Below are 25,699 nucleotides of genomic sequence, written 5' to 3'. Positions count from 1 at the left end.
AGCAGCCTGAGCTGGGAGCTTGCTTTCGGCCGGGATCGTCTCTCTCGAGATGGAGTGATGGAATTTGGTTTTTTAAGTCGAATCACCCTTTTAAAACGGGGGAAAATGCCGCGATACCAGGTAACCTGCATTACGCTCACTGGCGGCGTTCGAACATATCAGCACATCGCGACCATTGGCTTCTCTAACGGGGTTCGTTGGACGCGGCAACAAGGCGTCGATTTCCTTCGGCTCGCCGGAAATTCGCTCTATGTAGCCGATCGCCAAGGTACAGTTGAAATAAGCTTAGTGAACGATATCCCGCCTTACCTTCGCACGCGTGCAGATGGGCGCTACACCGACAACCTACTTGCGCTGCCGGCCTGTGGATCTGGGCTTTGGTATCGGCCGTCCAGATTTGCTGACGAACGCCCGTCACGCTCGTGCGCGGGCATCCGCAAGGTCGTCTCGTACCCTTCGAATCACTGGAAGCTGCGGACGCTTCGCAACCAGATTACTCGAGATGATGGAGATACTGGAATAGCAATCTGGACGCGCTTCGTGGATTCGTGGAAGCATCAACCGGCTCTTCAGTTCTCAGTTCATGGTGCGCTTGACTGCAGGCGATTCGGTCAATTGGCCTGCGTCGCCAACCAGCTTAAGTGGTACCTGTCCGGCGCCCCTAGCCCGCTCAATGAGAAGGTTGTTTCCATCCTCAGCGACGAGCTGCTGAAGCCGCGAGAATTCGCCGCACCAGATTTTTTCGACATCCTTGTCCCGGTTGACGTCGCGATTTCCGCTCAGGGCAACCGCACGAACCTGCAGGCGACTCGTTTCTGCCTGACCACTGACCTCGACGCCATAGCCAGGCAGCGACGGCTTTCGCAGGACAACCCGTCCATCTTTCGCCCAGGCAGTTGTCATGCCCTCATGGACTTCGTATCCAAGCTTGGCCAACCCCTGAAGGATGACGTCCCGGCGGGACTGGGCGGCCTTGCGCTGCGCCTCAGCACTTACTAGCGCGCGACATTCTTCTACCAACGCTGCTAGCCGGTCCGCCGGGGTGGCGGCGTTCCGCGCGGGTCGCCGACCTACCCGGCCTTCGGCAAAGATGGTCCTGAGCGCGTCGAAGATGGTTTGCACGAACGGTGCCGTGGTTGCGAGCACGGATTGTGCCAAAAAAACGCCACGCGGCGAGACGCGGTGAGTTCCGTAAGCCTCGCCTACATAGTGAAGATTCGCGTGCCGGACCGACTGCCACCGCCCGGCGACTTCAAATGCCTACTCGTGTGGGCCGCTGCGGCGGGGCATCATTGCCGGTCGCGGTCAGAAGTTGACTGAACGTCTGCCACTCTCGCGCCGAGTGCCAGAGGTGCCCTTGGCGGCGGGCGTTCGCGCCGTCCCTTCAGCAGGGCGATCGTTTGCCTTGCGAAGACAATCTGTATGGCCACATTTGTGCATGTTGAGACGACCGGTGTGTGATGACGCCAGTTTCGCATCCTGTTTGCGCCTCTAAGACGTGAGCAGCCATTCCGATAGAGGAAATCAGCGGCGAACAATCCACCAAGCGGCCCGCCAAGTACAACGACTATAGAAGTTGCGAACCTTGGATGCACTGGGAATAGGTGAACTGTCGCTATCAATCCTGGCTAGCCAATTCGATCGCTGGTGATTTCAAACTTCCCAAAAAGATCTGACTTTGTTTCTTTTCACAGATATTAACTTGGGGTTTCGATACCAGCGGGTGATCATTAATTGACCCGGAAACCTAAGGCGAGGCGAGAGGGGTAACGCTCTGGACAAACGTTGGAATTTGTCGAAAACATAGGTCGATGACGGCGAGTATTACTGGTAAGGGAGCACATCATGATGATCATTCGTGACGTCGAGATACTACAGGACGAGCGTCGTGTACTTGTAGGCAAGAAACCGGTCAAGCTTGGTTCCCGAGCCTTTGACATCCTTGAACTGCTGGCAACGGCGGGTGGAGAGCTCGTATCGAAGCACGAAATAATGCGTCGTGTCTGGCCACAAACTGTGGTCGAGGAAAATAATTTACACGTGCATATTTGCGCGATCAGAAGGATGCTTGGCGCGTCGTCCCATCTTCTGATTGCCGTCCCCGGCCGAGGTTATCGACTCGCATTGGGACAATCTAGTTCGTCGTCTGAGGACGCCGGGGTAAGTGTGCATCGGCCGCCGGCTAACACGAACATTCCACTAGCGAGTTCTCTACTTTACGGGCGGGGCGCCGCAATCGCAGAAGTGGTCGAAGCCAGCGAAAGAGCATCGCTCGTTAGCCTCGTTGGACCGGGCGGCATTGGCAAGACGCGTCTCGCAATAGAGGCTGGTCGACAGGTTACGGGCCGGTTTGCGAACGGTGTCTGGGTTGTCGAACTCTCGCGGGTTACCGCATCCCAGTACGTCGCGTGTGCAGTAGCCGACGTGCTAGATCCGGATGGCGCCAGCGACTGCTCGCCACTTGAGCGTGTCGTGGCCTCTTTACTCGACAAGCAGACGCTACTTGTGCTGGACAACTGTGAGCACGTCATTCAGGCTGCGACGGATGTCGTAGCTGCGATCTTGGCAGCAGTTCCGGGCTGCAAGGTGATAGTGACAAGTCGCGAGCCGTTGAAAATCCCTGGCGAACACGTTTACAGAGTCGCGGCATTAGAAGTGCCTTTGCGCGAGCAGGATTGCCTCGATGCATCTGAAAAGAGTGCAGTGCAGCTGTTTCTTGGTCGCGCGCGATCGGTCGATGGCGAGTTTGCGTCCGACGAGGGAAGCATTGCGCTCGCGGCGGTGATCTGCCGCAGGCTCGATGGGATGCCACTCGCAATTGAGCTAGCCGCTTCGCGCGCGGCAACGCTGGGCATACGCGAATTAGCGGCCAGTCTCGACGACCGATTCCATATCTTGACCGGGGGCTATAGAACCGCGTTGCCTCAGCACCAAACGCTCAGGGCGACGTTCGATTGGAGCTACGACCTTCTCTCCGACCAGCAGCGAACGGTATTGCGGCGAGTAAGTGTGTTCCCATCGTTGTTTGAGATTGACGGGGCTATCGCCATCGCAGCAGGAGAAGGCTGCAGCAGAGACGACGTGGTGGACGCGATCTGCGCTTTGTCTGAGAAGTCACTCTTGGTTGCCGAGACACAACTGGGCGCGGTGCAGTACAGGCTCCTTGAAACCTGCCGCGCGTATGCCCTGCAGAGATTGGCGGACAACGGGGAACATCCGGAGATCGAACATCGCTTTCTGTCCTTTGTGAACGCGAAAGTTTACTGCGCGTTGGGAAATTTGAGCGTTGAGTGCGACCGGGGTGCGCTCGAGAATTTTCGTTTGCGTCTCGACGACGTACGTGCTGCGTTTCATCTCATCGAGTCGTCACGTGCCGACCGGCGCGTGGCCGCCGAATTGGTCATCGCGGCCACCCCGTTTTTCTTCGGACTTGGCCTTTGGTCGGAATTGCGGCAATACGCGCGTTTGGTGCTTTCGGCGTGGAACTTGGCCGAGAATCACGCTGAGTCGGTGTCGGACGTGAGCATACGACTGTTGAATGCAATAGCCGGCGGGAAACCGAGGAACCTGCAAGCCGCCACACGGTCGCACCGGCCGCCGATCGGGGCGGGCGTTGTGTCTCATGGAGCGTTGGGCCTCCGGCAGGTTGAGACGCGTTCGTCTTTTGCTGCTTGATTCACGCTGATCAGCGTGGCCGCTCCTTGTAGACCGGCTCGCGGGACCGGCTTCGGGGCGCAAGGGCCAGTAGTAGGACGCTGAGGACAAGTATGTCTGTGAGATAAGCAACGACGAGCGGCCAGAATGCTTCAATGGAGACGTCCGCTAGCACGCGGAACAAGGTTAATGTCGCGATATTCGGCGACATGCCCTCGCAGACCGACAAGGCGGCCAACCGGAATAAAATCAACGTCAGAACGACTTTTCGGCCAAATCGATCGGCGAGAAATCCGCATGCAGGTGCGCCGATAGCCGCGCCAATGTAGAGCGACGACAACAGGAACGACAGTTCGCGAGACGTGGCAGCATGGGGAGGGGCTGAAAAAACCACCGATAGCGCGTTCCCGAGCACAATTTCGAGAAGATCGAAGAAGAGGCCGACGCCACATACAGCGACGGTAAACAAGTGGAGCCGCGTGACGGGGATCCGATCAGTCCCGCGTTTGCAATCGCTTTCAAGATCATATGCTTTCCGGAACGGTTGCGCGCCTGAGTGGCGTGGGTCGAGAATGCTTTGGTCGCCGACAGAAATGCACAGCGACGTGCGATAGTTTTTGAGAAGGCATGCCCTTAATTTTTCTTAAGAACGCTTAATTTGGTGAAAACTAACGCCAACCTCAAGCATGTTGCGAGACACGTCGACTCGCCGATAGGAGGGACGATCAGTTGGCGGCGAACATCCAATGCACGCCATCAGACGCTTCGCGCAGTGTTGGAGTGGAGTTACAGGCTTTTAACCAGCGATGAAAAGATCGCCTTGGAGCGTCTAAGCGTGTTCAGAACGCATTTTTCTCTGGCCGATGCCGTTGCAGTCCGCGAGGGGGGCGAGTTGGAGCACATCTCGGTCATGCAGATCATCGTCGGGCTTTGCGAGAAGTCTTTGCTGACTAATTATCTGCATGGCAATGTGCCACGCTATAGGCTGCTGGATGTAACACGTCTGTTTGCGCGCGAGCGACTCGATGAGATGGATGACCATAACGAGACCTACGCGCGGCATGCAGAACTGATGCGCGAACTGACCAATGCTATGGAGTCCCATTGGAAATTGATGCCGGAGGCCGTCTGGGCCTCGACGTACCACAGCGCCTTAGGCGAGATTCGAGCGGCGATCGAGTGGGCCTTTTCCCCGGGGGGCGACATTGATATCGGGGTCCCGCTTACCGAAGTCGTGACGTGTTCAGCTTATTTTCCGACTCTGGAAGCGCGCTCACTGTACCCGCAGATACTCAAGGCCATATCGGCGAAGGGCAGCGACAGTAACCGTTGAAGCTGTGCAAATCTGGGCACCGCGTTTAAAGACGGGCTCTTCACCCTGTATCAAATGACAGATAATCCGAAGCCCTAGATGCCCAGTGCAGACGTTCTCCTGACGATTTAACAACCGATTTTCAGTCATGTTTTTGATGAACGCGCGCTTTAATTACGTCCCGGAACCAGCGCGGATGATGTTTGCGCGCCCATCCTAACATGACAGTCCCTCGAATCATGGCCCCTATGGCTCCCTTGATCCAGATCCCTGCATATATGTGGACGATGATGCTGGCTACCAGCACAAACGCTGCGGTTGCATGGAGCAGTGCACTGAGACGGATAATGTTGACGGGGAAAAATTCTGAAAAGTAGTGCCGCCAGATCACAATCCCGGTCGGGAGCAGGACGAGCATGCAGGGAACCAGTGTCCAGAAGAGCATCTTTTGGCCTGCGTTATATCGTCCTACCTCCGGCAACCTGTCTTCCCGGTTAATGAGCACATCGCCAATTTTCATAAGCCAGCGTATGTCATCTAGGTCGATCAGATTGTGATGCCAGAAGCGCAGCGCAAGCAATGAGAACGAAAAGAACATGACCAAACCAAAGAGCGGATGCACGATACGCATCCACTGACCACCGCCAAACAACGCTGAAAGCCAGAACATCGCAGGATGAAACATGGCGAGTCCTGAGAGAGCGACGAGTATGAAGCTGATCGCAGTTATCCAGTGATTGGTTCGCTCATTGGCATTGTATCTTTCGATGAGAAGGGGGGCCTTCGATTCAGGATTGCTCATTTTGCTGCTCCCTTTCGCGCTTCAACTCTTCGGCGGCAGCGTCGTTGTCCGCTTCATGAACCTCGTTCGGACCAGTACGCGTGTAGTGGAAAAACCCTGCGACCGCCATGAGCACCAGTGCGACGAGGGCGAGTGGCTTCGCAATCCCTTTCCAGACACGTACCATCGGATTTATCCGTGGGTTGTCCGGCAGACCGTGGTAAAGAGTCGGCTGGTCCGCATGGTGCAATACGTACATGACGTGAGTACCGTTGACTCCAAGGGGGTCATATAGACCGGCGTGCTCGAATCCTCGGTCCTTCAGGTCGACGATACGGGCGGCCGCGTGTTGTGTCATGTCTTCCTTCGTGCCGAACATGATCGCTCCCGTGGGGCAGGTCTTTACACAGGCAGGCTCCTGGCCAACGGCGACGCGGTCAGAGCACAAGGTGCACTTGTAGGCGCGGTTGTCCTTCTTCGATATCCGTGGCACGTTGAAGGGGCAGCCGGCGATGCAGTAGCCGCATCCGATGCAGTTTTCTTCGTGAAAATCCACGATGCCGTTGGTGTACTGGACGATGGCGCCAGGCGACGGGCAAGCCTTCAGGCAACCGGGATCGTCACAATGCATGCACCCATCTTTCCGGATGAGCCACTCGAGGTCGCCCTTTGGATTCTCGTACTCGCTGAACCGCATCACGGTCCATGAGTGCTCGGACAGGTCACGCGGATTGTCGTATATGCCCGTCGTCGTGCCGATTTCATCACGAAGATCGTTCCATTCCATGCAAGCTGTCTGGCATGCCTTGCACCCAATGCACTTGGATACGTCGATCAGCTTTGCGACGGTTCCGGTCACGGGAACACGGTCAGCCGGAGGCTGAACCGTGGTAGCGGAAAGGCGTCGGATGTCTAGTGACTGCAGTGCCATGACTGACTGTATGGACGCCTTCTGGCATTTGTGGGTGATGACCGGCCGGCGGTGGACAGAAGTCGCGCCGTACCTGGATACGCAGTGGGACCTAAGCCCCTGGCTGACATATGTGAACGCATCACCCTTACCTGTAAGCAGGCCATCTCCTTGAGAGGTTCAGATTACACAGCGGGCTATGCAGCGTGGCCCGACCTTTCCTTATCCTTGCGAGCCTTCACACTTTTTCAACCTTCACCAGGAATGACTTGAACTCGGGGGTTTGGGTGTTCCCGTCTCCCACGGATGGAGTCAACGTGTTTGTGAGATACCCTGGTTCCGCCAATCCTTTGAAACCCCAGTGGAGGGGTATGCCGACCGTCTGGACTTTTTTCCCTTCAATGATGAGCGGCTTTATGCGCTTGGTAACCACGGCAACGGCAATGATGTGCCCGCGCTTTGACGACACCTTCACCCGATCGCCTGCGACGACATCAATCGACTTGGCAAGGTCTTCGCCAATCTCAACGAATTGCTGTGGCTGTATGATCGCGTTGAGCCGCGCATGCTTGGTCCAGAAGTGGAAATGCTCGGTCAGGCGATAGGTAGTCGCCGTATGCGGGAATTCGTCCGCCTTGCCGAACTTCTTTCGGTCAGACGGGAATATCCGGGCTACCGGATTGCTCGTGGCTGCCGGATTGTCAGGATGCAGCGGGTTGTATCCTAGCGGCGTCTCGAACGGTTCATAGTGTTCGGGGAATGGGCCTTCATTCATCGCCCCTCGGGCGAAGAATCGGGCAACGCCTTCGGGGTTCATGATGAATGGCCCCATACCGAGCTCAGGCGGTTCATCGGCCTTGAAGTCCGGAACATCATCACCGCTCCAGGCTTTGCCGTCCCACGAGATCAGCTTACGGGACGGATCAAATGGTCTGCCTGAGACGTCGCAGGACGCGCGGTTATAAAGCACGCGCCGATTCTCCGGCCAAGCCCAGGCCCACCCCAGTGTCTGACCGATGCCTGTGGGGTCGCTGTTATCGCGACGCGCCATCTGATTGCCCTGTTCTGTCCATGAGCCGCAGAAAATCCAGCACCCGCTCGCCGTACTTCCGTCAGCTCGTAACTGGCTAAAAGCTGCCAGTTGCTGGCCGGCTTTGACTAACACCTTTTCTTTGTTGGAAGGATCGGTTACAGGCGCGATCGCGCGACCGTTGTACTCACGTGCCAACTCGTCCGGGCGCGGGCTCTCGGGGTTGTCGTAGGGCCATGTCAAATTCAGGATTGGGTCCGGGAAGGCGCCGCCGGACGTGCGATACATCTCTCGCACGCGTGAGAAAATCCCGCTCATGATGTCGATGTCGCTTTTGGCCTCGCCAGGAGGTTCAGCACCTTTCCAGTGCCACTGCAGTACGCGCGACGAACTGACGACCGCACCGTTTTCTTCTGCAAAGCAGCTGGTGGGAAGTCTGAAGACTTCGGTCTGGATGTGGGCCGGATCAACGTCGTTGAACGGTCCGTAGTTTTTCCAGAACTCGGAAGTCTCCGTTGCCAGCGGATCCATGATTATCAGCCACTTGAGCTTACTGAGACCGGCGATAACCTTCGCCTTGTCCGGTGCCGACGCGATGATATTGAAGCCCTGGCATATGTAGCCGTTCATCTTTCCTTCGTTCATCAACTCCACGGCCTGGAGGATGTCGTAGGTTTTGTCGAGCTTGGGCAGGTAAGAGTAAGCCCAGTCATTCTCCGCATTCGCGGCGTCGCCCCACCATGCCTTCATCAGGCTGACGAAAAAGGATGGGAAATTCTTGTAATAGCTCAGCTGGTTCGGCCGCAGTGGCTCGAGCGTTCGCGCAGTGGCGTAATCCTCGTACTTCTGCTCCGATTCCCTGGGCATCGTCATGTAGCCTGGCAGCATGTCGCTTAAGAGACCGAGGTCCGTCAGGCCCTGAATGTTCGAGTGCCCTCGTAGCGCGTTGACGCCGCCGCCAGATATACCGATGTTGCCCAGGAGAAGTTGTACCATCGCTCCGGCACGGATGATCTGTGCGCCGACGGAGTGGTGCGTCCAACCAAGCGCATACAGCAGCGTGCCGGCTTTGTCTGGAGCGGACGTTGTGGCGAGCATTTCGCACACTTCCATGAATTTAGTTCGAGGCGTCCCGCAAATCGACTCCACCATCTCCGCCGTGTAGCGAGAGTAGTGCGCCTTAAGCAAGCGATACACGCAACGAGGATGCGAAAGTGTGGGGTCGGTCTTTACGTATCCGTCAGCACCAATCTCGTATTCCCAGCTGGTTTTATCGTACGTGCGGGCTTCAGCGTCGTACCCGGAGTAAAGCCCATCCGCAAACGCAAAGTCATCCCTGATGACAAAGCTGAAATCGGTGTAATTGCGAACGTACTCGTGCTGAATCTTGTCGTTCTCGATGAGGTAATGGATCACCCCACCCAGGAACGCGATGTCTGTGCCAGTCCGAATCGGGGCATAGAAGTCCGCAACCGAGGCTGTGCGGTTAAAACGTGGATCAACGACGATCAGTCGGGCGCCGCGATGTGCCTTTGCTTCAACGACCCATTTGAATCCGCATGGATGTGCTTCGGCGGCATTGCCGCCCATCACCAGAATAACGTCCGCGTTCTTGATGTCGACCCAATGGTTCGTCATCGCTCCACGGCCAAATGTCGGGGCAAGACCTGCCACCGTCGGACCGTGTCAGACCCGAGCCTGGTTGTCGAAACTAAGTAATCCAAAGCTCCTGGCGACCTTCTGTGTCAGATATCCAACTTCATTGCTCGCCGCCGAAGCCGCCAGCATGCCAGTCGTCAGCCAACGGTTGACCGTCGTACCTTCGGGAGTAGTCGGAACGAAATTCGTGTCGCGGTCGCTCTTCATCAGTTTTGCGATGCGATCAAGCGCGTCGTCCCAGGAGATACGAACCCAGTGGTCAGAGCCCGGCGCTCTATATTCGGGGTAAAGGAGGCGGCTTTCGCTATGCACGATGTCGAGCAGGCTTGCGCCTTTCGGGCATAGCGTGCCACGGTTGACAGGATGGTCTGGATCGCCCTCGATGTGCATGATGCTGGCTTTCGCATTCTTTGCATTATCACCGAGACTGTACATCAGGACCCCGCACCCCACGGAGCAGTATGTGCAGGTATTTCTTGTCTCAGTCATCCTCTGGAGCTTGTACTGTCGAACCTCAGCGAGCGCGGCGTCGGGAGAGAACCCCACCAACGCGAGGCTGGATCCGGCAAGTGTGGATGCTGAAATCTTGAGAAACTGACGGCGAGTCAGGTTGATCATTTTTCCGCCTCCATACAGCTAGCAAACGGCAACTGACGAAGATACCGGCAGGTTTTTTCAATATAGCACCGTGGTGCATATAGCATTCTTTTGTGCGCACAGGCTCGGGTCACAGAAAAAGTATCGGTGACGACTGAGACAAGCCTTCGAGTGAAAGGCACCGAGCGCATTTACTCTATCGAAGTGAATACGTCGTCCCCCGCCGCCGCGCGGCCCCACGGAGCCGGGGACGTACTTCTTGATGTGTCTAGCGGGGACGTGCACCAGGCAAGTATTGTGAGAATTCTGGAGCAGAGGATTTGACCAGATCACGGTTCTTAATTGTTCTGAATAGCCTGAGGCTCTTTGACCTTTTACCTCTTTGCGTGGCGAAAAGCGCAATAAACCTCGGCTCGCGATGAGCGTCCTGCGAGATACGGGTCGTGCGGTTTGACTAGGTCATTCAGAACAATTAAGAAGGCGGCTCCGCCTCGAAAGCGGACAAGAGTGCAATGGAGGCAGAAAAACCGTGTTTCTCGTTCGAGCGTGGACGTGCAATTGGTCTGCGCCTACGCGCTACGGCTGGGCTGTTTCAACATGCCGTGCAACTCAAGGGTTAGCGCCTCAATACGTTCGCTCATTTTTTTCGTCATCGCGGTGAGTTGCGTGTTCTGCTCAAGCAACGCAACGAGCTGCTCCGCCTGTTTTGCTGCCAGGGCTTGTTGCTGCTCGCTCGCCATGGCGAGATCTTCACGATGGCGATGCAGGAGCGACTACCGGCGAATGTCGCGGCCGTGGCCCTCGCCAACAAGATGGCACGAACCGCATGGGCTATCTTGGCCCACGGCAGCACGTACGAGAAGAATCACGTCAGCGTGAGACCTGCTAGCAGATGAGCAACGAAAGACGAACTGGAGTACCGGTAGGTTGCTGAGGTTGATCAACATGTGATGGTGAAACAGGTCGGACCGCAGGAACATAAACCTGAACACAGCCTTGCGCTTAAAAGTGCGTGGCCGAGATGAGGATGTTCCCGGCGAATTCCATCAGGGCCCGCGGGCTTCGGCTTGCACTACAGGCCGGATATAAGACCGCAACCGATACCTCGTTTGAACATCACATGAAGATCAAGCTGGCAAACCGGACGGTGTCCATATAAGGCAGTGTGGAAACCCGATGGAATTACAATGCGGCGCATGACCGCTGTCCCCCGCGGCGCGTTTGGCTGCCTTTGCGGCCATCACCGCGACGACGAGAAGGTGAGACTCTCCGATGCGTTCTAGACGAGTTTAATGTCTTTGTTTCAAGACCTACGGATGACGCTGCGGAGAAGATCGAATCGTGGAACTTGGGACCAGAGAGATTCCTTGGGGCACTCTCGTCACATTTTGGCCGGCCCAATGTCGCAGACTGGGTGCTTCGCATTCGTACAGACTGTCATCGGACGACAGAGGCCAAGAGCGATGACTGCCCATCGAGATCGAACACGATATGCGTAATCGCAAAACAGCATGAACTCGCGAATGGTGGCAGTTTGCCGATACTGTTGAAAAAGTCGCTGTCCGTTTCAATCGCGAGGTTTCCCGGGGTCTTCGTACCCTTGACTGGTGCTCGCGAGCGGTTTGTAGGCCGATCTGAGAGGTCGATTTTCTTGCGAGAGAATTGAAAAAGCCACGCAGCGACTTTTTCAACACAATCTGCCGAAACCGGTTCATGAGCGTTATTGGCGCCCATTGAGATTCCGGTTTCATTTCCCATCTGCTTGCTTGCTCGATAGCGCTTCCCACGGTACGCCAGCCTCCCAGCGCTCCACCAACAGATCGATGAAGGCACGGATGCGTGGTGACAGATGCCGCTTACTCGGGTAAAGCACCCGGATCGGGTCGGGCTGAGGACGATACGCTTCCAGCACCTCTACCAGATCGCCACTCTGCAGGTCGTTGCCGGTGATGTAGGTAGGTTGATGCGCCAAGCCGAAGCCCGCGAGGGCGGCTTCGTGCAAAGCCTCGGAGCTATCGATATTCAGGCGTCCGGGCCCCTCGAACAGATAGAGGCCTTCCGGCGTGTTGAACCGCCACGGGCTCGGCCTCTCGCCGCTGAGAAAAGCAATCGTGTCGTGCCCAATCAGGTCCTGCGGTGTCTTCGGAACTCCGCGCCGGGCCAGGTAGTCAGGCGAGGCACAAGTCACGAACTGTTGGCACCCAATTGTGCGGGTCAGGAGTTGAGAGTCGTGCTTGGGCGCGCCAATGCGCACGCCAATGTCGAAGCCCTCCTCGACCAAGTCGACGAACCGGTCTGTGAACCAGATGTCGGCACGCAGCTCGGGCCACTGCTTCAGATATGCGTCCAGCAGCGGCAGAATGTGACGCTGCCCGAAGGACAACGGCGCTGTCAGCTTGAGCGTGCCAGTCGGCTTGCCACGGCGCAGGGCCATGGTGGCATCCACTTCTTCCAGGTCCTCGAGAATCTGGCGCCAGCGCTCGTACACGACCAGGCCTTCATCGGTCAGGCTTAGCTTGCGGGTCGTTCGGTTGAGCAGCCGCACGTCCATCCTCGCTTCCAGGCGCACGATGCTCTTGCCGACCGCAGAGCGGGTCAGGCCGAGCGAGGCGGCAGCAGCAGTGAAACTGCCGGTCTTCACCGCTGCGACAAAAGCGGTGATGTCGCCGAATCGGTTCGGTTCCATGTTTGGGTCGCGTCGTATATCCAGCGTGCTGCGGGCACGGTCTTTCCCTGATAAGGGAATCCAAATCCCGAATTTTCGGCCTATCCTGTCAATGTGTCCAGAAAGCGGACATATCCAGGTTCCTCTCGCTGACGCGGCAAGTCACGAGCGCCGTAAGCGCGAGACGTGGGCCTGTCGCTCAACCGGAGTTCACACCATGAGTCATCCTCCCATCGGCCCGCTCCCGGCGGAGCTGCAAACACACCCGGGATATCGCCAGGTCTTCAAACCCGGCCAGTTGACGTTCGGTTTCATCATGCCTCTAGAGGGCTATCCGTCGTCGCCATTCCCGACACTGCACGACCACCAGCGCCTCGCCAGGCAGGCCGACGACGCGGAATAACGGAACAGCACCATGTCATCCACAGTTTCACGTCAGCAACTGCTCGATCTACTGGCCAACTTCTGCGACACCTGGGCGGGCACGCCATCGGTGCCGGCCGCAGACCTGTTCGCCCATGACGTCGAGCTATTCAGTAGCCATCGCGGCAATGCGCAAGGTCGCGAGGAAGTTCTGGGTCTGCTGCGCGGCGACTTCGCGGGCCTGGAAGCTGTGCGCATTTCTGCGACCAATCGAGTGCCGCGAGTCAGCAGCGATGACAGCGTGGTCGGTGCCTATGTCTATGGACAGGCTCAGCGGGCCTCTGGCGCGGCCGACGGCGAGGCCGCCTTATTCGGTGGCGTGTTAGTTCTGTCGTTCGAAAGCCGCGAAAGCCGGCTATTCATCCGCACTGTCCGGTTCCAGCTTGGCTGGGCCGAAGGCGTTACGGCCCTGCTAGCCGGGTGGCAGTTGCCGCCGATGAACCGAGCCTGGAGGCCTGGCGATCAGCCTGCTGTAGTCGTGAGCGAAATGGATGCGCCCTGGCACCGCATCCCGGTCTCTGAACTTCCTATCAGCGACGAAGACGCCGTCGCCGAAGCGTGGTTCCGTTACGTCTGGGCATTGGATCAGGCTGACTTCGTGCTGTTCGAGCAAAGCTTCAGCGAGAACATAGAAGCCGAGCTGACTCCAATGGGACGCATGAAGGGGCGTCGCACGCTTATGGGTACGCTCAAGGCGTTCCGTCTGCCCTGGCCCTGGATGCAGCACTATGGCGAACCGGTTCAGGTCGAGATCGAACCTGATGGCAACAGCGCAGCACTGCTGTTGGGCCGGATCACGCCCGGGCAAACACAAACACCCGAGGGCAAGCAACTCTACGGTGCACATTACCGCATCCGCACAGTTCGGAGCGGCGAGGAATCATGGCAAATCAGCCAGATGGAATACATTCCCGGCTGGATTAGCTTCGAATAAGCCGGTGCATGAGGGGGCCCTCTGTCGAAACAGGCGGGCTGGCCTGCCTCCAATATGCGCGCGTCCAGGCAGGCCAGTCTTTTGGGCCCACCTCGCGAGTGCGTACCAAAATAAGTACTGTTTACTGTCGACGAGACATGCCATTAAGTGATCAATCGATCATTTAAGGTGCGTGGTTGAAAAATTTGTCGACTCCCGACTTACCCGACTTCTCAAGGAGAAACTGCATGACCACGTTGTTTGATCCGCTTGATCTGGGCACTATCCGTCTTCCGAACCGCATCGTCATGGCACCGCTCACGCGCTCACGCGCGGATGAGGAGGATGTTCCGACTCCGCTGATGACTGAATACTATGCGCAACGGGCAAGCGCCGGTCTCCTGATTTCGGAAGCCATCAACATTACCCGCCGGTCTCAATCGTTCGAACGTTCGCCAGGCCTTTACAGCGAGGCACAAACGGAAGGGTGGCGATGGGTCGTGAGCGGCGTGCATAACGCGGGTGGCCGTATCGTTGCACAGCTCTGGCACACCGGACGCGCCAGCTCGTTTGCATTGCTCGAGGGCGAGCCGCCTGTGTCGCCGTCCGGCGTGAACGACGATCTGCATGAGCTTCATGTCTGGGGACAACTGCAGAACGGGGTCTACACAAAAATTCACGCGACTCCATCGCGAGCCATGACTGGGGATGAAGTGCGTGAGGCTGTGCTGGAATATCGCCGGGGAGCCGAAAATGCTCGCAAGGCCGGCTTCGACGGTCTCGAGATTCACGCGGCAAACGGCTATCTCATTCATCAGTTTCTGTCGCCAACAACCAATCAGAGACAGGACGAGTATGGCGGATCGATCGAAAACCGTGCGCGGTTCCTGCGTGAAATTGTGGAAGCGGTTGCGCAGGTCATGCCGCTGGATCGTATCGGCGTAAGAATCTCGCCGTTTGCCGCATATAACAACGTTCGAGATCCCCACCCAGTCGAAACATACAAATACGTTGCGGCCATGCTGCAAGAGCTGGGTGTCGGTTACCTGCACCTTGCAGATACCAATGGCTGGTTCGATCGCCCGGATTTGCCGGAACTGCTGAAGATTGTACGTCCCGCGTACGGCGGCACGCTCATCGTGAACGGTGGAATCGATGGCGAGAAGGCTAAGCGGTTACTCAGGGAAGGGCAGGCTGACCTTGTTGCGTTTGGTCGCGCTTTCATCGCTAATCCTGATCTCGTACATCGTTTGGAAAATGGCTTCCCGGTCTCGATGCCAACACCGGCCGACTGGTACGGTGGCTCTGAAAAGGGCTACACGGACTTCCCAACTTATTTGGCCGAGGCCGCGTGAACCGGTTGCTTCGTCATCCGGCTGCGGCAACACGATGCAGACGCGCGTTCATCGCCAATCGCTGTTGTGTCCGGCGGATTCAACCGGTGGACGCAATAGTTTGCTGGAATCGTTCGGCAGTTCGTCGTCCGTCCTAGTAATGCCGCTGTGAAGCGCCGTTCGCGCCTACTATTCTCCATTTGTTAGCCGCCTCGCCATCGACAATGCCCGGCGCTCAAAGCAGCGCCGGGAATCATGATCCAGCTCGTCGGCTGTTTTCCAGCATACGTAATTGCCAGACGATTCATACATATCTGTCCAGCGCAGCGAATAAGCAACACTCCACTGCAGATCGCTATGTTTCAATGAAATGACAGGCTATGCTCCTGTTCACGAATTTGGTCCAGTCGGCTCACTAATCTCTGTGGATCGCTGATGAAAAAAATCGTCATTTCGAGTGCCGTTAGCGTACTTCTCGCTGCTGCGACATCGTCGGCATTCGCGCAAAGCTCGGTCACGCTATACGGCATCGTCGATGAAGCCATCCGATACCAGACGAACGCTGGCGCGGGTGGCAATGACCAGGTCTCCATGACATCCGGCCCGGAAACCCACAGCCGCTGGGGCTTGAAGGGCAGTGAGGATCTGGGGGGCGGCTGGTCCGCAGTCTTCCACCTCGAAAACGGCTTCGAGGCCTTCGATGGCCAACTGCACGTCCCCAACACACTGTTCAGTCGACAGGCTTACGTAGGTCTTTCGAACGACAAGTGGGGCGCGCTGACTTTCGGCCTGCAATATGCACCCGCCTACGACACCTTGGGTGATCTCTTCGACCCGTTGACCATTGGCAACTACTGGCAAAACAGCTGGCCGTATAACGGCATCGGCAGTTACCTGGAGATCAACAACGCGGTCAAGTACAAAGGCACCTTCGATAACCTGGCGATCGATGCCCTTTATGCCTTCGGCAATCAGCCAGGCGCCCTCGGTCTCGGCGCTATCTACGCCGTGGACCTGACATACACGTACGGTCCCGCCATGCTCAACGCTGGCTTCCAGCAGGTTTCCGTACCGACGTCCGCGACGGGCTCTGCGGTCGGCACCAGTGTCGGCAGCGCAATCGATGGCGGCAAGACCAACTTCCTGCACATCAGCGGCGCGTATCAAATCACTCACGACATCCGCCTGCTGGCCGGCTGGCTGCACGGCCAGGACCAGACTGGTTTGACCGACAGAAACATGCAACAGGCTGGCGCGCCGGCACTGAAGGGTGGCAGCCCCAACCGCATCGACGACACCTGGTACGTCGGCGCGAACTGGAAAGCCATCGCTCCACTTCTGTTCACGTTCGCCTACTACTACGGGCACGCGCGCAATGCCGAGCTGCTCGACGGCTCGCTCGGTACGGGCGTGAACCAATCGGCTACGATTCTTGCCGAATATTCGTTCTCGAGGCAGTCGGAAGTCTACGCGATCACGGACTGGGCGCGTGGCACCGGCGCTTTCTCCGCCGACTACCCGGGCGGTGTCAATTCCGTCGGCGTTCCCACCAACACGATTGGCCGAACCAACCAGCTGGGCGTGGCAATAGGTCTTCGCAAGATGTTCTAACGACACGTCATACCCGCGACGTCGACCTCGCGACGGCTGCACGGGCGAGCGCAATCGCGGCGCGCCGTGATTTGCGACCTGTCGACGATGCAATCTCTCCAACGACATAGGCGTCACTATCTGCCGTTCCGGACTATGTCGGGTGATATCGATAAACGTTCTCGAGAGTCTAGAGTTTTCGGCCTCCGACTCAAACTGGCACACCCCATCACCCGACATAGTTCTATGGTTCCCCCATAGCCCGTTCAGGAAGCTGAGGAGCCGGTCTACTGGTCGGTAGCGTCCTGACCTGACCTATGGCGGAGATGTATTCGCGAGTGCCTGCTTCGCCGGGTGGCTTGCGCCGCTGCGTGCCTACGAATGGGGCGTGTATGCCAAGGATCCCTTTGCGGGGCCCGAAGCGGTACTTGCGTATCTCTGACGCAATAGGCATCGCGTGGCGATCTCCAACCAGCGTCTGCTCGCATTCGATGAGCGCGGCGTCACGTTCCGCTGGAAGGACTATCGCGCGAAGGGGCCCACCCGCTACAAGACCATGACCCTCGAAGCCAGCGAGTTCATGCGCCACTTCCTGCTTCATGTGCTGCCCGGCTGCTTCCACCGCATCCGTCACTACGGGCTGCTTGCCAACCCGGTGCCCCGCGCCAATCTTGCGAAGGTGCGTGAACTGCTGCACGTCGCGCTCGAGGTCACCCCACCACCGGACGAAACCATCATCGAAACGCCGCCCGCCTTCATCTGCCGACACTGCGGCGCACCGATGATCGTCATCGATATCCTCGCGCGCACCGCACCGATTCGCGCACGACCCACGCGCAGGGGCGAGAGATGAGCGCAACTGTTCCTGGACGTGCAACCGGACCGTCGGCTTTGCCGCAACGCGGCCCACGAGCGGACGTTTGCGGCTGTCGCTTCGCACGTCCGCTCTCCATCACAATTGCCCCACTGCGCCGCTTCATCGCTGCGTCAGCGCACATCCAGCATCCCGCCTGGCAGCGCATCCATCAACACCGCCAAGCATCCTCGCCCATCAATCGCCATAGCCCCGAAGACTCCCATCGCATCGGGGCACTCGGCGGTTTCCTCCCTTCAGGTTTATTCAACGCCTGCCCGCGCGCGCCGTCGCGCACCCCGATCCCGCGGACATGGGCTGGCGTCGAACAAACCTCAAGAAAGGGAGCCACCGCATGGCGAGCGGACAATGATCGCAATGACCGATGACCCGCTGGCCGCGACGATGCCTCTAACAGCCCGCTGCACTTTGCAAGCAGTCCTTGCCGCGACGTTCTCGTCGACCGGCTGAAGTACTGCGCGTTCAGCCTCTCAACGCCGCTGCAGCCGACGAGCTATTTCGGCGGCCACGAATACAGTTCGCGATGCTCGCGTTGATCTTTGATCACACTACCAAAAAATACGCACCATCCCGGTCGACGCGAGAGCGCTTGTTGAAAAGCGCAAGGTGACTGAGGCCGCGACCATTTTTTTCTAGTGGAAGTGCGTTGCACATGACGCCAAAAACCGGCAGTAGCCTATCCTGCCATCACTTTTTCAATGTCGTTTTTCGGCGGTGGAATTCGACGTTTTCCGGGAGGTTGGCAGGTTGAGTTTGCGAGGTTGCCAGTCTGATTCCGTCGGTTCTGTGCCAAACGTCTGTCAGCACGCAGAGGGGATTGAGATCATTGCGTCTGTCGAGTCGGCGGAATCGACGATGTCGGTATGTCGACCCCGATCCCGAAGCTATTGAGGTCATCCGGGGCGAATTCGAGGGAACCTATTCTGCTGGTCGCACACGGCGTGTAGCCTCAGTCTGACAAGTTCCCGCCATATGCGTATTCCGAACCATTCCGGTCGTGCAGTTCTATCGTCGGAAGGGGTATTGACGAGCGGTTTTTCGATTCGCATGATGGTCCCGAAAGCGATGCATGGCAGCGAATCGTGCCGGGTGCAAAGAGCTACACACGGGCGCAGTGGGATGAGTTTGTCCATGCCCTCGAGGCGCTGCCGGAGAAAGTCCGGAACGAACAACGCGTCACGGTCAGCGATGCGATGAAAGAGATCCGGGCGCATATCACTGCCACGCAGGCGAAAGGCTATACGCTCGAAGAGATCGTCCAGGAGGCCGGGCGCAACGGGCTCGATGTCAGCATCGGTGCGGTCAAGTATGCGCTGTATCGTCCAGCATCTTCCGACGCGGCTTCCAGAACGGCCAATCCACACTGAAAGAGCGAGGCGGGACTATCGTCCCGTTCCACGCATGCTGTAAAGCGAAAGGGTGCGCGTGTGGGTAACGCGCACGACGATGCACGACAACAACGTGGGAGGGCCGCAAACCAGCCAGGATCAATGGAGATTCGCGATGCGTTCTCGTTTGAGATCCGGCCTTATATTGAAAACCTGTAGGAGATTGGTCATGGATACGACTCACCCCATTTATCTGGTTGGCGGAAGCAAGGGCGGTGTTGGAAAAGGCATGGTGACGCTCGCCCTGGCGGACTACTTGCAGCGACAGAATATCCACGCGGTACTTCTGGAAATAGATACATCGAATCCTGATGTCATGAAAGCGCTCAGGGACGAAATCAAATGCGCCGCCTATGATCTCGACGATGCAGATGGCTGGATCGGATTCGTTAAGGAAGGTCTGCAAAAGTCCTGGCATTGCGTTGCTGCTGAGCTATCCTGGAAGCAGAGCCAATTAGGTGGGGAGCAGTGTAATGACGCAACTTGGTCTTGGTCTGGATCTGTCAACGAAGCGCACGCGCAAGCGGGAATTTCTCGATGAGATGCGACGCGTTGTGCCCTGGTTGAAGCTGATTGCGCTGATCGAGCCGCACTATCCCACGGGCAAAACCGGTCGGCCGCCGTTCCCGATTGCGACGATGCTGCAGATTCATTTCATGCAGCAATGGTTCGGTCTGTCAGACCCTGCCATGGAAGAGGCACTCTATGACGTGCCGCTGTATCGCGAGTTCGCGGGTCTCGACGGCGGGATGGTCCGCTTGCCGGATGAAAGCACGATTCTCCGGTTCCGCCATCTGCTGGAAACGCACGGTCTGGCGGTGCAAATGCTGGCGCTGGTCAATGAAATCCTGACGGAGAAAGGCCTGATGCTTAAGGCTGGGTCGGCAGTCGACGCCACCCTGATCGCCGCGCCCAGTTCGACAAAGAATGGCTCCGGCACGCGCGATCCTGAAATGCAATCAACGCAGAAAGGTGGCAACTGGTACTTCGGGATGAAAATGCATATCGGCGTGGACGCCGATTCGGGCCTGGTCCATACGGTCATTGGAACGGCGGCCACAATGTTCACGACATTACCGTAGCCCAGACGTTGCTGCATGGTGAAGAAACGGATGTGTACGCGGACGCCGGATATCAGGGTATCGAAAAGCGTTGTGAGCCTGAGGCGGTGCGTTGGCATGTTGCAATGCGACCGGCAAAGCGCAGGAAACTGGATCTGAGTGATTCGTTGGACGCGATATACGATCAGATCGAACGCCTGAAGGCGGGTATTCGGGCCAAGGTCGAACACCCGTTTCGCATCCTCAAGCGGCAGTTCGGTTACATGAAGACGCGCTATCGTGGTTTGCCGAAGAACATCGCCCAGATCACCACGCTGTTTGCTTTGGGCAATTTATGGATGGCTCGCAGAGCTTTGCGCAAAGCTTGAAACACCGGGCCGATGAAGGCCATATGTCTGGTTGGAGCGCTCCGGAGCGCGGAAAACCCCTCGCAATCAGCTCACCAACAAAGATCTGAACGCCGAGGTTGCGCTCGATGTGAAAGGTAACGCTTCAAAGCTAGTTGTGCAGAGCTTCCTTAACACCGCAGCACGCAATCAGACAGGGGTTACCCGATACGGCGGGACACTGGCCCGAACGCTGAATGAACTGGATCGGCAACTTGTCGTGCTATGGGTGATCAACTGGCAGCGCGATAGCCTTGAGTTGCTGCATATTTTCGGGAAGACGTTTCCGGATACCCATGACGCATGTTGTTCGCAACGGCTACTTCGGTGCACCGGACAAATTCACGCTGTATCAGGAAACGTAGGTTCGCAGGTCCATCGAGACGAAGGGGCGGTCGCTCGACTTCCCCGATCTGGCGGATCGCGTTGCGGACGAACTGCGCAGTCAACGCATTTCCATCCGCAAGGCGGCGGAAATGATGCTCATCGGGGAGCGGGCGGAACTGTTGCGTTGGCGGGCGCTGTGCAATGCCATGTTCTCGAAGGTGATCAGCACCGACGGGGCGACACGTGACCAATAGGCGGTCGCAGTCGGTCGATCCGTGCCGATCGCAATCGGATTGTGTCCCTGTGCGACGCCCGACGGACCCGCGGCCCATGCGGGAAGGGTTGTGAGCAGCAGGCTTACTAAAGCAGACAGGCGCTTCATAGTTGGGCTCCGTTTCTGATCTCGCTGATGGCGCGATCGTAAAACGAGTTTGCACGTACGACATACACGGCTACGAGGACGAAAGTGAAAGCGAACATCCCAAAACCGATCGGGATACCCCAGGTTGTCGGATAACCTCGGGTGATGGGATGGCCGAGCAGCGTTGGCCGGAAGGCGAGCGTCAGGATGAAGGCGAAGTAGACGATCAGCATGAGGATCGTAAGCGTCCACGAGAACGCCCGGCGTGTACGCACCAGCGCTTTAAAGCGTGGATCGTTCAGCAAAGGATTGGCCGTAACGGCGCGATCGGTGGCGCCATGCCGGTCGGTGGCCTGATAGGTTGGGACGGTGTGCTCCATCAAGTCTCCTTTCGAATCGCCCCTTCGTCTGCGTGGGCGAATGAGCCGGCTAGAGAACCGGACTGTTTAGTGCAAAAGGTCAGAAGCGCGCGGGTACGGCTGTCTCACGCATGACGGCCTCCGGAGTGCGATAGCGCTCGGCCATCAAACGATCCGTGTCGTTCTTGAGCTGTGCCTGCATGTAAGCACCGAGGTGGCGGGCATGCTGGACGATGGCGGCGCCGACCTTGGTGCGCACGCGGCTGTATTCGGCCAGCGCGCGGGGCACGTCGGTGGTGGCGGTAAGGGCCGCAACCAGCGCCATGGCATCGCTCGCCGCCTTGGTTACGCCCATACCGCAATGCGGGCGAGCGACGAATGCCGCGTCGCCCAGCAATGCGACTCGGCCGAACGCCATCTGCGGCACCTCGAGGTCGAAGATGGGTTGGAAGAGCGGCTGAGTGGCACGCGTCACAACCTCGGCAAACTGAGGTGCGAGCAGCGTAGCAGCGGCTTTCTCCATGTCCGAGAGGACATCCGGGCGGATCAGCGTAGGGGGAATCCCTCCGGTCCAGCGCTTTCCGGTCGCGTCGGTCAGCAGGTTCGGCAGGTCGACGTCTTCGCTGGTGGCCCGGTACCAGACGAAGTTATAGCGGCGTTCACCGGGCACGGTGCTGTTTCCTTGACCGGCCACGGGATAGCCAAGAATCTGCTCGCGTGGTGGCAAACAAAACGCGAACTTCTCGAACAAGGCGTCGCGGGTTTGCTGCGACAACGACATCTCGTCGACCAGTCCGCGCCATGCCACGTAGCCGGCGTATTCCAACTTTACTTCGGGCAGAAACTGCTCCCGGATTGCAGATTTGAATCCATCGGCGGCGATAACGATGTCGGCCCGATGAACGGTGCCGTCATTCAGGGAAACCGTTGCATGATCGGGTCCGTCCTCGACGGACATTACGGTCCCGCCGGAGTGGTAATGAACGTCAGGAAGGGCTGAGCGCAGGACGTGATACATCTTGCCCCACGCGGTGAGCGTCTGCGGCAGGTCCCGTTCAGAAAGCACATTGCCGTTCTGGTCGAACGTCACGCGCGACTGCACCTTTACGCCGATGGAGTCGTCAATCTGAACGCCAGCGGCGTTGAGTGCCTCAAATAATTCCGGATGCGTCACGATCCCGGCTCCGCGACCGGCGAGTTCCTCGGGAACCCGTTCGAATACGTCGACGTCCCAGCCGTTACGCGTCAGCAGATTCGCGGCAAAGAGTCCACCGAGAGAGCCACCCACGATTATCGCTTTGGGTTTGGCATAAGCGGTCATGTTCAATCTCCTGTTTTTGCTGCTTCTTTAGCGGCGGCCGGATGCGGGATCTCGAGATGCGCCACTTCTGCAGCAGGAAAGTTCAGCTCGATCGTGACGCCCGACGGGTCTTCGATGAAAATCTGATGCAATCCGAGGCTTGGAACGGTGCGGTCGCGCCACGCGATGTTTTCCGTGTCCAGTGTTTTCCACATCTCCTCGACACCGGTTGCAAGGAAGGCGATGTGATCGACAGTGCCGGTGCCGCTGGCCGGCAGTTCCTTGTTGCCCAGGTACGCTGTCAGGCCGTCCGGATTGTCCGGATCGATGCCAATGATATGAACCGTGCCGAAATCGGCTTCGTCTCCGCCCTTGTAGAGCCAGGCGCCCGGAAAATCGAAGGGTGGCCGGTATCCCTGTTTGAAGCCGAGAACCCGTTCATAGAACCGGCAAGATTTTTCGAGATCGGGTGTACGGATTGAGTAATGGGCTAACTTTGTGACTGCCATGAGAGCCTCCTGCAATTTATCAATCGATTAGTGATCGGTTGATAAATTGTAGGTCAACGCCTCTTTGGGAGAAAGCGGCAATCCGCCGGTGTTTACCCTATTGCTTTGCAGCCGCAACGGCAGTCTTTACGCAACCGAAAATTAAATGTAATCAGATTGGGCCGCATCCCGCTGACGGGCCGTTGCAGTTTCCATGCAGGTGGCTATGGTGCCGGGACCCGCCATCGTCGCAGCGCCGACAGTTGTCGGCGCCGTCACGTCACTTGAGATGTGCAGTGAGCGGCGTGCCCTTCGGCGACGCCGTTGTGCCGCTTCACGCCGCGCAGGGGTTACGACGAAAGCGACAATAAAAGCTATGAGGCTGAACGTACGCGGCTGGCGCCAGCGGGCGTCATCTTCTTCAACACGGCCGGCGTACCGTTCAAAAAGACGTCAATCATGCGCTCGACGTGCGCGTCGAGATCCTTGGGGACGGGCAGGCCGTACACCCACCGGCGCATGCCGATATAGAAGATGCTCGCATGCAGGCTCCAGATCAGTTCGAGTTCTGCTTCCTGCGCGGCACGCGTGCGTGGAGATGGAATGTCATAGGCAACGCGCAACTCCCGCATCACTGGCCCGAACACGCGTTCGCGAAGCTTGTCGAGATAGCGGGTGTTAATACCCTCCCGAGTCAGGCCGGCGAAAATGAAGGTGCGGATCCATTCGCGCTGCAGAATCACGTGTGAATACGCTTTGTAGAGCGTGCACAAGCGCTCCTGAAGGGGGATGGAACGGTCGGCGATCAGGCTTTCCCACTGCGAATCCCAGCGGTAGATCTCGTTGTAGACACGGTCGATCAGCGCTTCCTTGCTAGGAAAATAACGATAGAGCAGGGGTTGTGTCACGCCAATCTGCTTGGCCAGTTCGCGGGTACTGCCGGAAAAGCCGTGGATGGCGAAATGCTCGATCGCTTTTTCGACGATCTGCTGCTCCCGGTCTTCCGGCAGCATGCGCCGTGCGGCGGTTACCGGCGCCACCGCCAGATCTCGCGAAGCGTGGGCGACCCCTTCTGCGACTTGCCCTTTGGGGTTGTTAGCTGAGCGCTTCGGCTTTGGCATCCTCTTCCCTCGTTCCCTTATCGGATGATCACTGGAAAGGGAAATATAGCAGGTTCGAAGATACTATCTCAAACCGATGGGCGCGACAGACGGTCCCGTTAGACCGGCTGAGTATCGGCCTAGTACTAAACCGCTGACGCGGTAGGGGGAGGATAGCGAGAGCCCACGGCTGGCGTTCACCGGCAGCGGGGAGCTGACGCAGGCTCCGGGCGACGAGACGCAGACATCTCCGGGAGCAGTATGTGGATGCCCAACCGGGCTTCACCGCTGTTTCCAGGAGGTTTCCCATGACACCACTGCGTCAACGCATGTTGCACGACATGCAGATCCGCAATCTCGCCGAGAACACCCAGAAATCGTATCTGCAGCAGGTATCCAGCTTCGCCCGGCACTTCCGTCGCTCGCCCGAACTTCTTTGCCCCGACGAGGTTCGCGCGTGGCTCATCTATCTCCGGGAAGAGCGCAAGCTCGCGCCCAGCAGCCTCGGCCCAACGATCGGCGCTCTGCGATTTCTCTACCGCGTGACGCTCAAGCGCGACTGGAGCGACGAGGACTTTCCCTTGCCGAAGAAGCCGGCGAGGCTGCCCGTCATCCTGAGCTTCGACGAGGTTACAGCCTTCTTCGATGCCATTCCCAGCCTGAAGCACCGGGCCATGCTGATGACCGCGTATGCCGCCGGTCTGCGAATTTCAGAAGTTGCGCACCTGAAGGCCATCGACATCGACAGTCAGCGCATGGTCATCCGCGTGAACCAGGGCAAGAACCGTAAGGATCGCTATGTAATGCTATCCCCACGCCTGCTCGAGATCCTGCGAGCGTACTGGCACGACGCTCATCCTCGCGACTGGCTTTTCCCCGGCGACATTCCCGGACGCCCGATCACCCCTTCCGCGATCAGGCTGGCATGCAACATGGCACGGGAGCGCAGCGGCATCAAGAAGCCAATAACGCCGCATTCCTTGAGGCACGCGTTCGCCACGCACCTGCTGGAGACCGGCACCGATGTACGCAGGATCCAGCTGCTGATGGGCCATAGGTCCCTTTCGACCACCTCGCGCTACTTACGAATCGCGACCAGCACCGTGTGCGCCACCACCAGTCCCTTCGACCTGCTCCCGCATCCCGAACCCATTCCATCTCCGCCTGCTGCGCCCGAGTACTTCTGA

General features: G+C 58.0%; 20 protein-coding genes and 4 pseudogenes. 14 read left to right on the top strand and 10 right to left on the bottom strand.

Features of this window, described 5'->3' with window-relative positions:
• Positions 1 to 57 precede the first annotated feature (57 nt).
• Together AYM40_RS40830 and AYM40_RS30160 are read left to right on the top strand one after the other, a co-directional pair.
• Positions 58 to 999: a DUF3892 domain-containing protein gene (locus AYM40_RS40830; protein WP_148662354.1), complete on the top strand. Its 942-nt coding sequence runs from the start codon at positions 58 to 60 to the stop codon at positions 997 to 999.
• Positions 1,000 to 1,845: 846 nt separating this feature from the next.
• Positions 1,846 to 3,675 carry an ATP-binding protein gene (locus AYM40_RS30160; protein ID WP_063499699.1) on the top strand — a complete coding sequence of 610 codons (1,830 nt, stop codon included), beginning with the start codon at positions 1,846 to 1,848 and terminating at the stop codon, positions 3,673 to 3,675.
• Positions 3,676 to 3,685: 10 nt separating this feature from the next.
• Here the strand turns inward: AYM40_RS30160 and AYM40_RS30155 are convergent, their stop codons facing one another.
• Positions 3,686 to 4,123, bottom strand: a complete 438-nt coding sequence (locus tag AYM40_RS30155; protein ID WP_063499698.1) for an MFS transporter — start codon at positions 4,121 to 4,123, stop codon at positions 3,686 to 3,688.
• Positions 4,124 to 4,489: 366 nt separating this feature from the next.
• On the opposite strand from AYM40_RS30155, the gene AYM40_RS30150 reads away from it, so the two are divergent.
• The gene (locus tag AYM40_RS30150; protein ID WP_158515356.1) at positions 4,490 to 4,987 is read left to right on the top strand and encodes a hypothetical protein; all 498 of its coding nucleotides are present in this window, start codon (positions 4,490 to 4,492) and stop codon (positions 4,985 to 4,987) included.
• A 121-nt stretch (positions 4,988 to 5,108) separates the two neighbouring features.
• Here AYM40_RS30150 and AYM40_RS30145 read toward each other — a convergent pair whose 3' ends face one another.
• The 4 genes from AYM40_RS30145 to AYM40_RS41590 all read right to left on the bottom strand — a co-directional run bounded on the left by AYM40_RS30145 (position 5,109) and on the right by AYM40_RS41590 (position 10,683).
• Positions 5,109 to 5,768, bottom strand: a complete 660-nt coding sequence (locus AYM40_RS30145; RefSeq protein WP_063499696.1) for a formate dehydrogenase subunit gamma — start codon at positions 5,766 to 5,768, stop codon at positions 5,109 to 5,111.
• Positions 5,755 to 6,678, bottom strand: a complete 924-nt coding sequence (fdxH, locus tag AYM40_RS30140) for a formate dehydrogenase subunit beta (RefSeq protein WP_063499695.1) — start codon at positions 6,676 to 6,678, stop codon at positions 5,755 to 5,757. Before fdxH ends, AYM40_RS30145 begins: the two co-directional genes overlap by 14 nt.
• 217 nt (positions 6,679 to 6,895) lie before the next feature.
• On the bottom strand, positions 6,896 to 9,964 hold the full coding sequence (fdnG, locus tag AYM40_RS30135; protein ID WP_148662351.1) for a formate dehydrogenase-N subunit alpha: 3,069 nt from the start codon (positions 9,962 to 9,964) through the stop codon (positions 6,896 to 6,898).
• A gap of 548 nt (positions 9,965 to 10,512) precedes the next feature.
• Positions 10,513 to 10,683, bottom strand: a complete 171-nt coding sequence (locus AYM40_RS41590) for a hypothetical protein (RefSeq protein WP_158515355.1) — start codon at positions 10,681 to 10,683, stop codon at positions 10,513 to 10,515.
• A gap of 30 nt (positions 10,684 to 10,713) precedes the next feature.
• On the opposite strand from AYM40_RS41590, the pseudogene AYM40_RS42850 reads away from it, so the two are divergent.
• Positions 10,714 to 10,839, top strand: a pseudogene (locus AYM40_RS42850) (IS110 family transposase); the annotation flags it as partial.
• Positions 10,840 to 11,690: 851 nt separating this feature from the next.
• Here the strand turns inward: AYM40_RS42850 and AYM40_RS30120 are convergent.
• Positions 11,691 to 12,629 carry a LysR family transcriptional regulator gene (locus AYM40_RS30120; protein ID WP_063499691.1) on the bottom strand — a complete coding sequence of 313 codons (939 nt, stop codon included), beginning with the start codon at positions 12,627 to 12,629 and terminating at the stop codon, positions 11,691 to 11,693.
• A 196-nt stretch (positions 12,630 to 12,825) separates the two neighbouring features.
• On the opposite strand from AYM40_RS30120, the gene AYM40_RS30115 reads away from it, so the two are divergent.
• From AYM40_RS30115 to AYM40_RS42840, 9 genes and pseudogenes are all read left to right on the top strand, one after another.
• Entirely contained in the window at positions 12,826 to 13,011 is a 186-nt protein-coding gene (locus AYM40_RS30115) for a hypothetical protein (protein WP_063499690.1), read from the top strand.
• Positions 13,012 to 13,023: 12 nt separating this feature from the next.
• Entirely contained in the window at positions 13,024 to 13,965 is a 942-nt protein-coding gene (locus AYM40_RS30110; RefSeq protein ID WP_063499689.1) for a nuclear transport factor 2 family protein, read from the top strand.
• Positions 13,966 to 14,192: 227 nt separating this feature from the next.
• Positions 14,193 to 15,299: an alkene reductase gene (locus AYM40_RS30105; protein ID WP_063499688.1), complete on the top strand. Its 1,107-nt coding sequence runs from the start codon at positions 14,193 to 14,195 to the stop codon at positions 15,297 to 15,299.
• A 414-nt stretch (positions 15,300 to 15,713) separates the two neighbouring features.
• Entirely contained in the window at positions 15,714 to 16,889 is a 1,176-nt protein-coding gene (locus AYM40_RS30100; RefSeq protein ID WP_063499687.1) for a porin, read from the top strand.
• Between the two features lie 313 nt (positions 16,890 to 17,202).
• Positions 17,203 to 17,721 (top strand): annotated as a pseudogene (locus tag AYM40_RS30095) (transposase); the annotation flags it as partial.
• Between the two features lie 1,103 nt (positions 17,722 to 18,824).
• A complete protein-coding gene (locus AYM40_RS42845; protein WP_236720994.1) occupies positions 18,825 to 19,109 on the top strand; it encodes a hypothetical protein in 285 nt (94 codons plus the stop codon).
• 190 nt (positions 19,110 to 19,299) lie between these two features.
• A pseudogene (locus tag AYM40_RS40820) lies at positions 19,300 to 19,521 on the top strand (P-loop NTPase); the annotation flags it as partial.
• Between the two features lie 82 nt (positions 19,522 to 19,603).
• Positions 19,604 to 20,559, top strand: a protein-coding gene (locus tag AYM40_RS30085; protein ID WP_063494433.1) for an IS5 family transposase whose coding sequence is annotated in 2 segments (ribosomal slippage) — positions 19,604 to 20,188 and positions 20,191 to 20,559 — 954 coding nt in all. Because the reading frame shifts where the segments join, the coding sequence is not laid out codon by codon here.
• Between the two features lie 148 nt (positions 20,560 to 20,707).
• A pseudogene (locus tag AYM40_RS42840) lies at positions 20,708 to 21,158 on the top strand (protein mobD); the annotation flags it as partial.
• A 124-nt stretch (positions 21,159 to 21,282) separates the two neighbouring features.
• Here AYM40_RS42840 and AYM40_RS30075 read toward each other — a convergent pair.
• The 4 genes from AYM40_RS30075 to AYM40_RS30060 all read right to left on the bottom strand — a co-directional run bounded on the left by AYM40_RS30075 (position 21,283) and on the right by AYM40_RS30060 (position 24,425).
• Positions 21,283 to 21,645 (bottom strand): DUF485 domain-containing protein, encoded by a 363-nt coding sequence (locus tag AYM40_RS30075; RefSeq protein ID WP_063499685.1) that lies wholly within the window; start codon positions 21,643 to 21,645, stop codon positions 21,283 to 21,285.
• Positions 21,646 to 21,724: 79 nt separating this feature from the next.
• On the bottom strand, positions 21,725 to 22,945 hold the full coding sequence (locus tag AYM40_RS30070) for an FAD binding domain-containing protein (protein WP_181448441.1): 1,221 nt from the start codon (positions 22,943 to 22,945) through the stop codon (positions 21,725 to 21,727).
• Positions 22,946 to 22,947: 2 nt separating this feature from the next.
• On the bottom strand, positions 22,948 to 23,433 hold the full coding sequence (locus tag AYM40_RS30065; protein WP_063499683.1) for a VOC family protein: 486 nt from the start codon (positions 23,431 to 23,433) through the stop codon (positions 22,948 to 22,950).
• Between the two features lie 353 nt (positions 23,434 to 23,786).
• Positions 23,787 to 24,425, bottom strand: a complete 639-nt coding sequence (locus AYM40_RS30060) for a TetR/AcrR family transcriptional regulator (RefSeq protein ID WP_236721119.1) — start codon at positions 24,423 to 24,425, stop codon at positions 23,787 to 23,789.
• A gap of 395 nt (positions 24,426 to 24,820) precedes the next feature.
• Here AYM40_RS30060 and AYM40_RS30055 point away from each other — a divergent pair, with 395 nt between their 5' ends.
• Positions 24,821 to 25,699 (top strand): tyrosine-type recombinase/integrase, encoded by an 879-nt coding sequence (locus tag AYM40_RS30055; RefSeq protein WP_063499681.1) that lies wholly within the window; start codon positions 24,821 to 24,823, stop codon positions 25,697 to 25,699.

The sequence above is a fragment of the Paraburkholderia phytofirmans OLGA172 genome (assembly GCF_001634365.1).
Taxonomy (GTDB): domain Bacteria; phylum Pseudomonadota; class Gammaproteobacteria; order Burkholderiales; family Burkholderiaceae; genus Paraburkholderia.
Note: the sequence above shows the minus strand (reverse complement) of the source record. Positions and strands in the feature narration are given on the sequence as shown.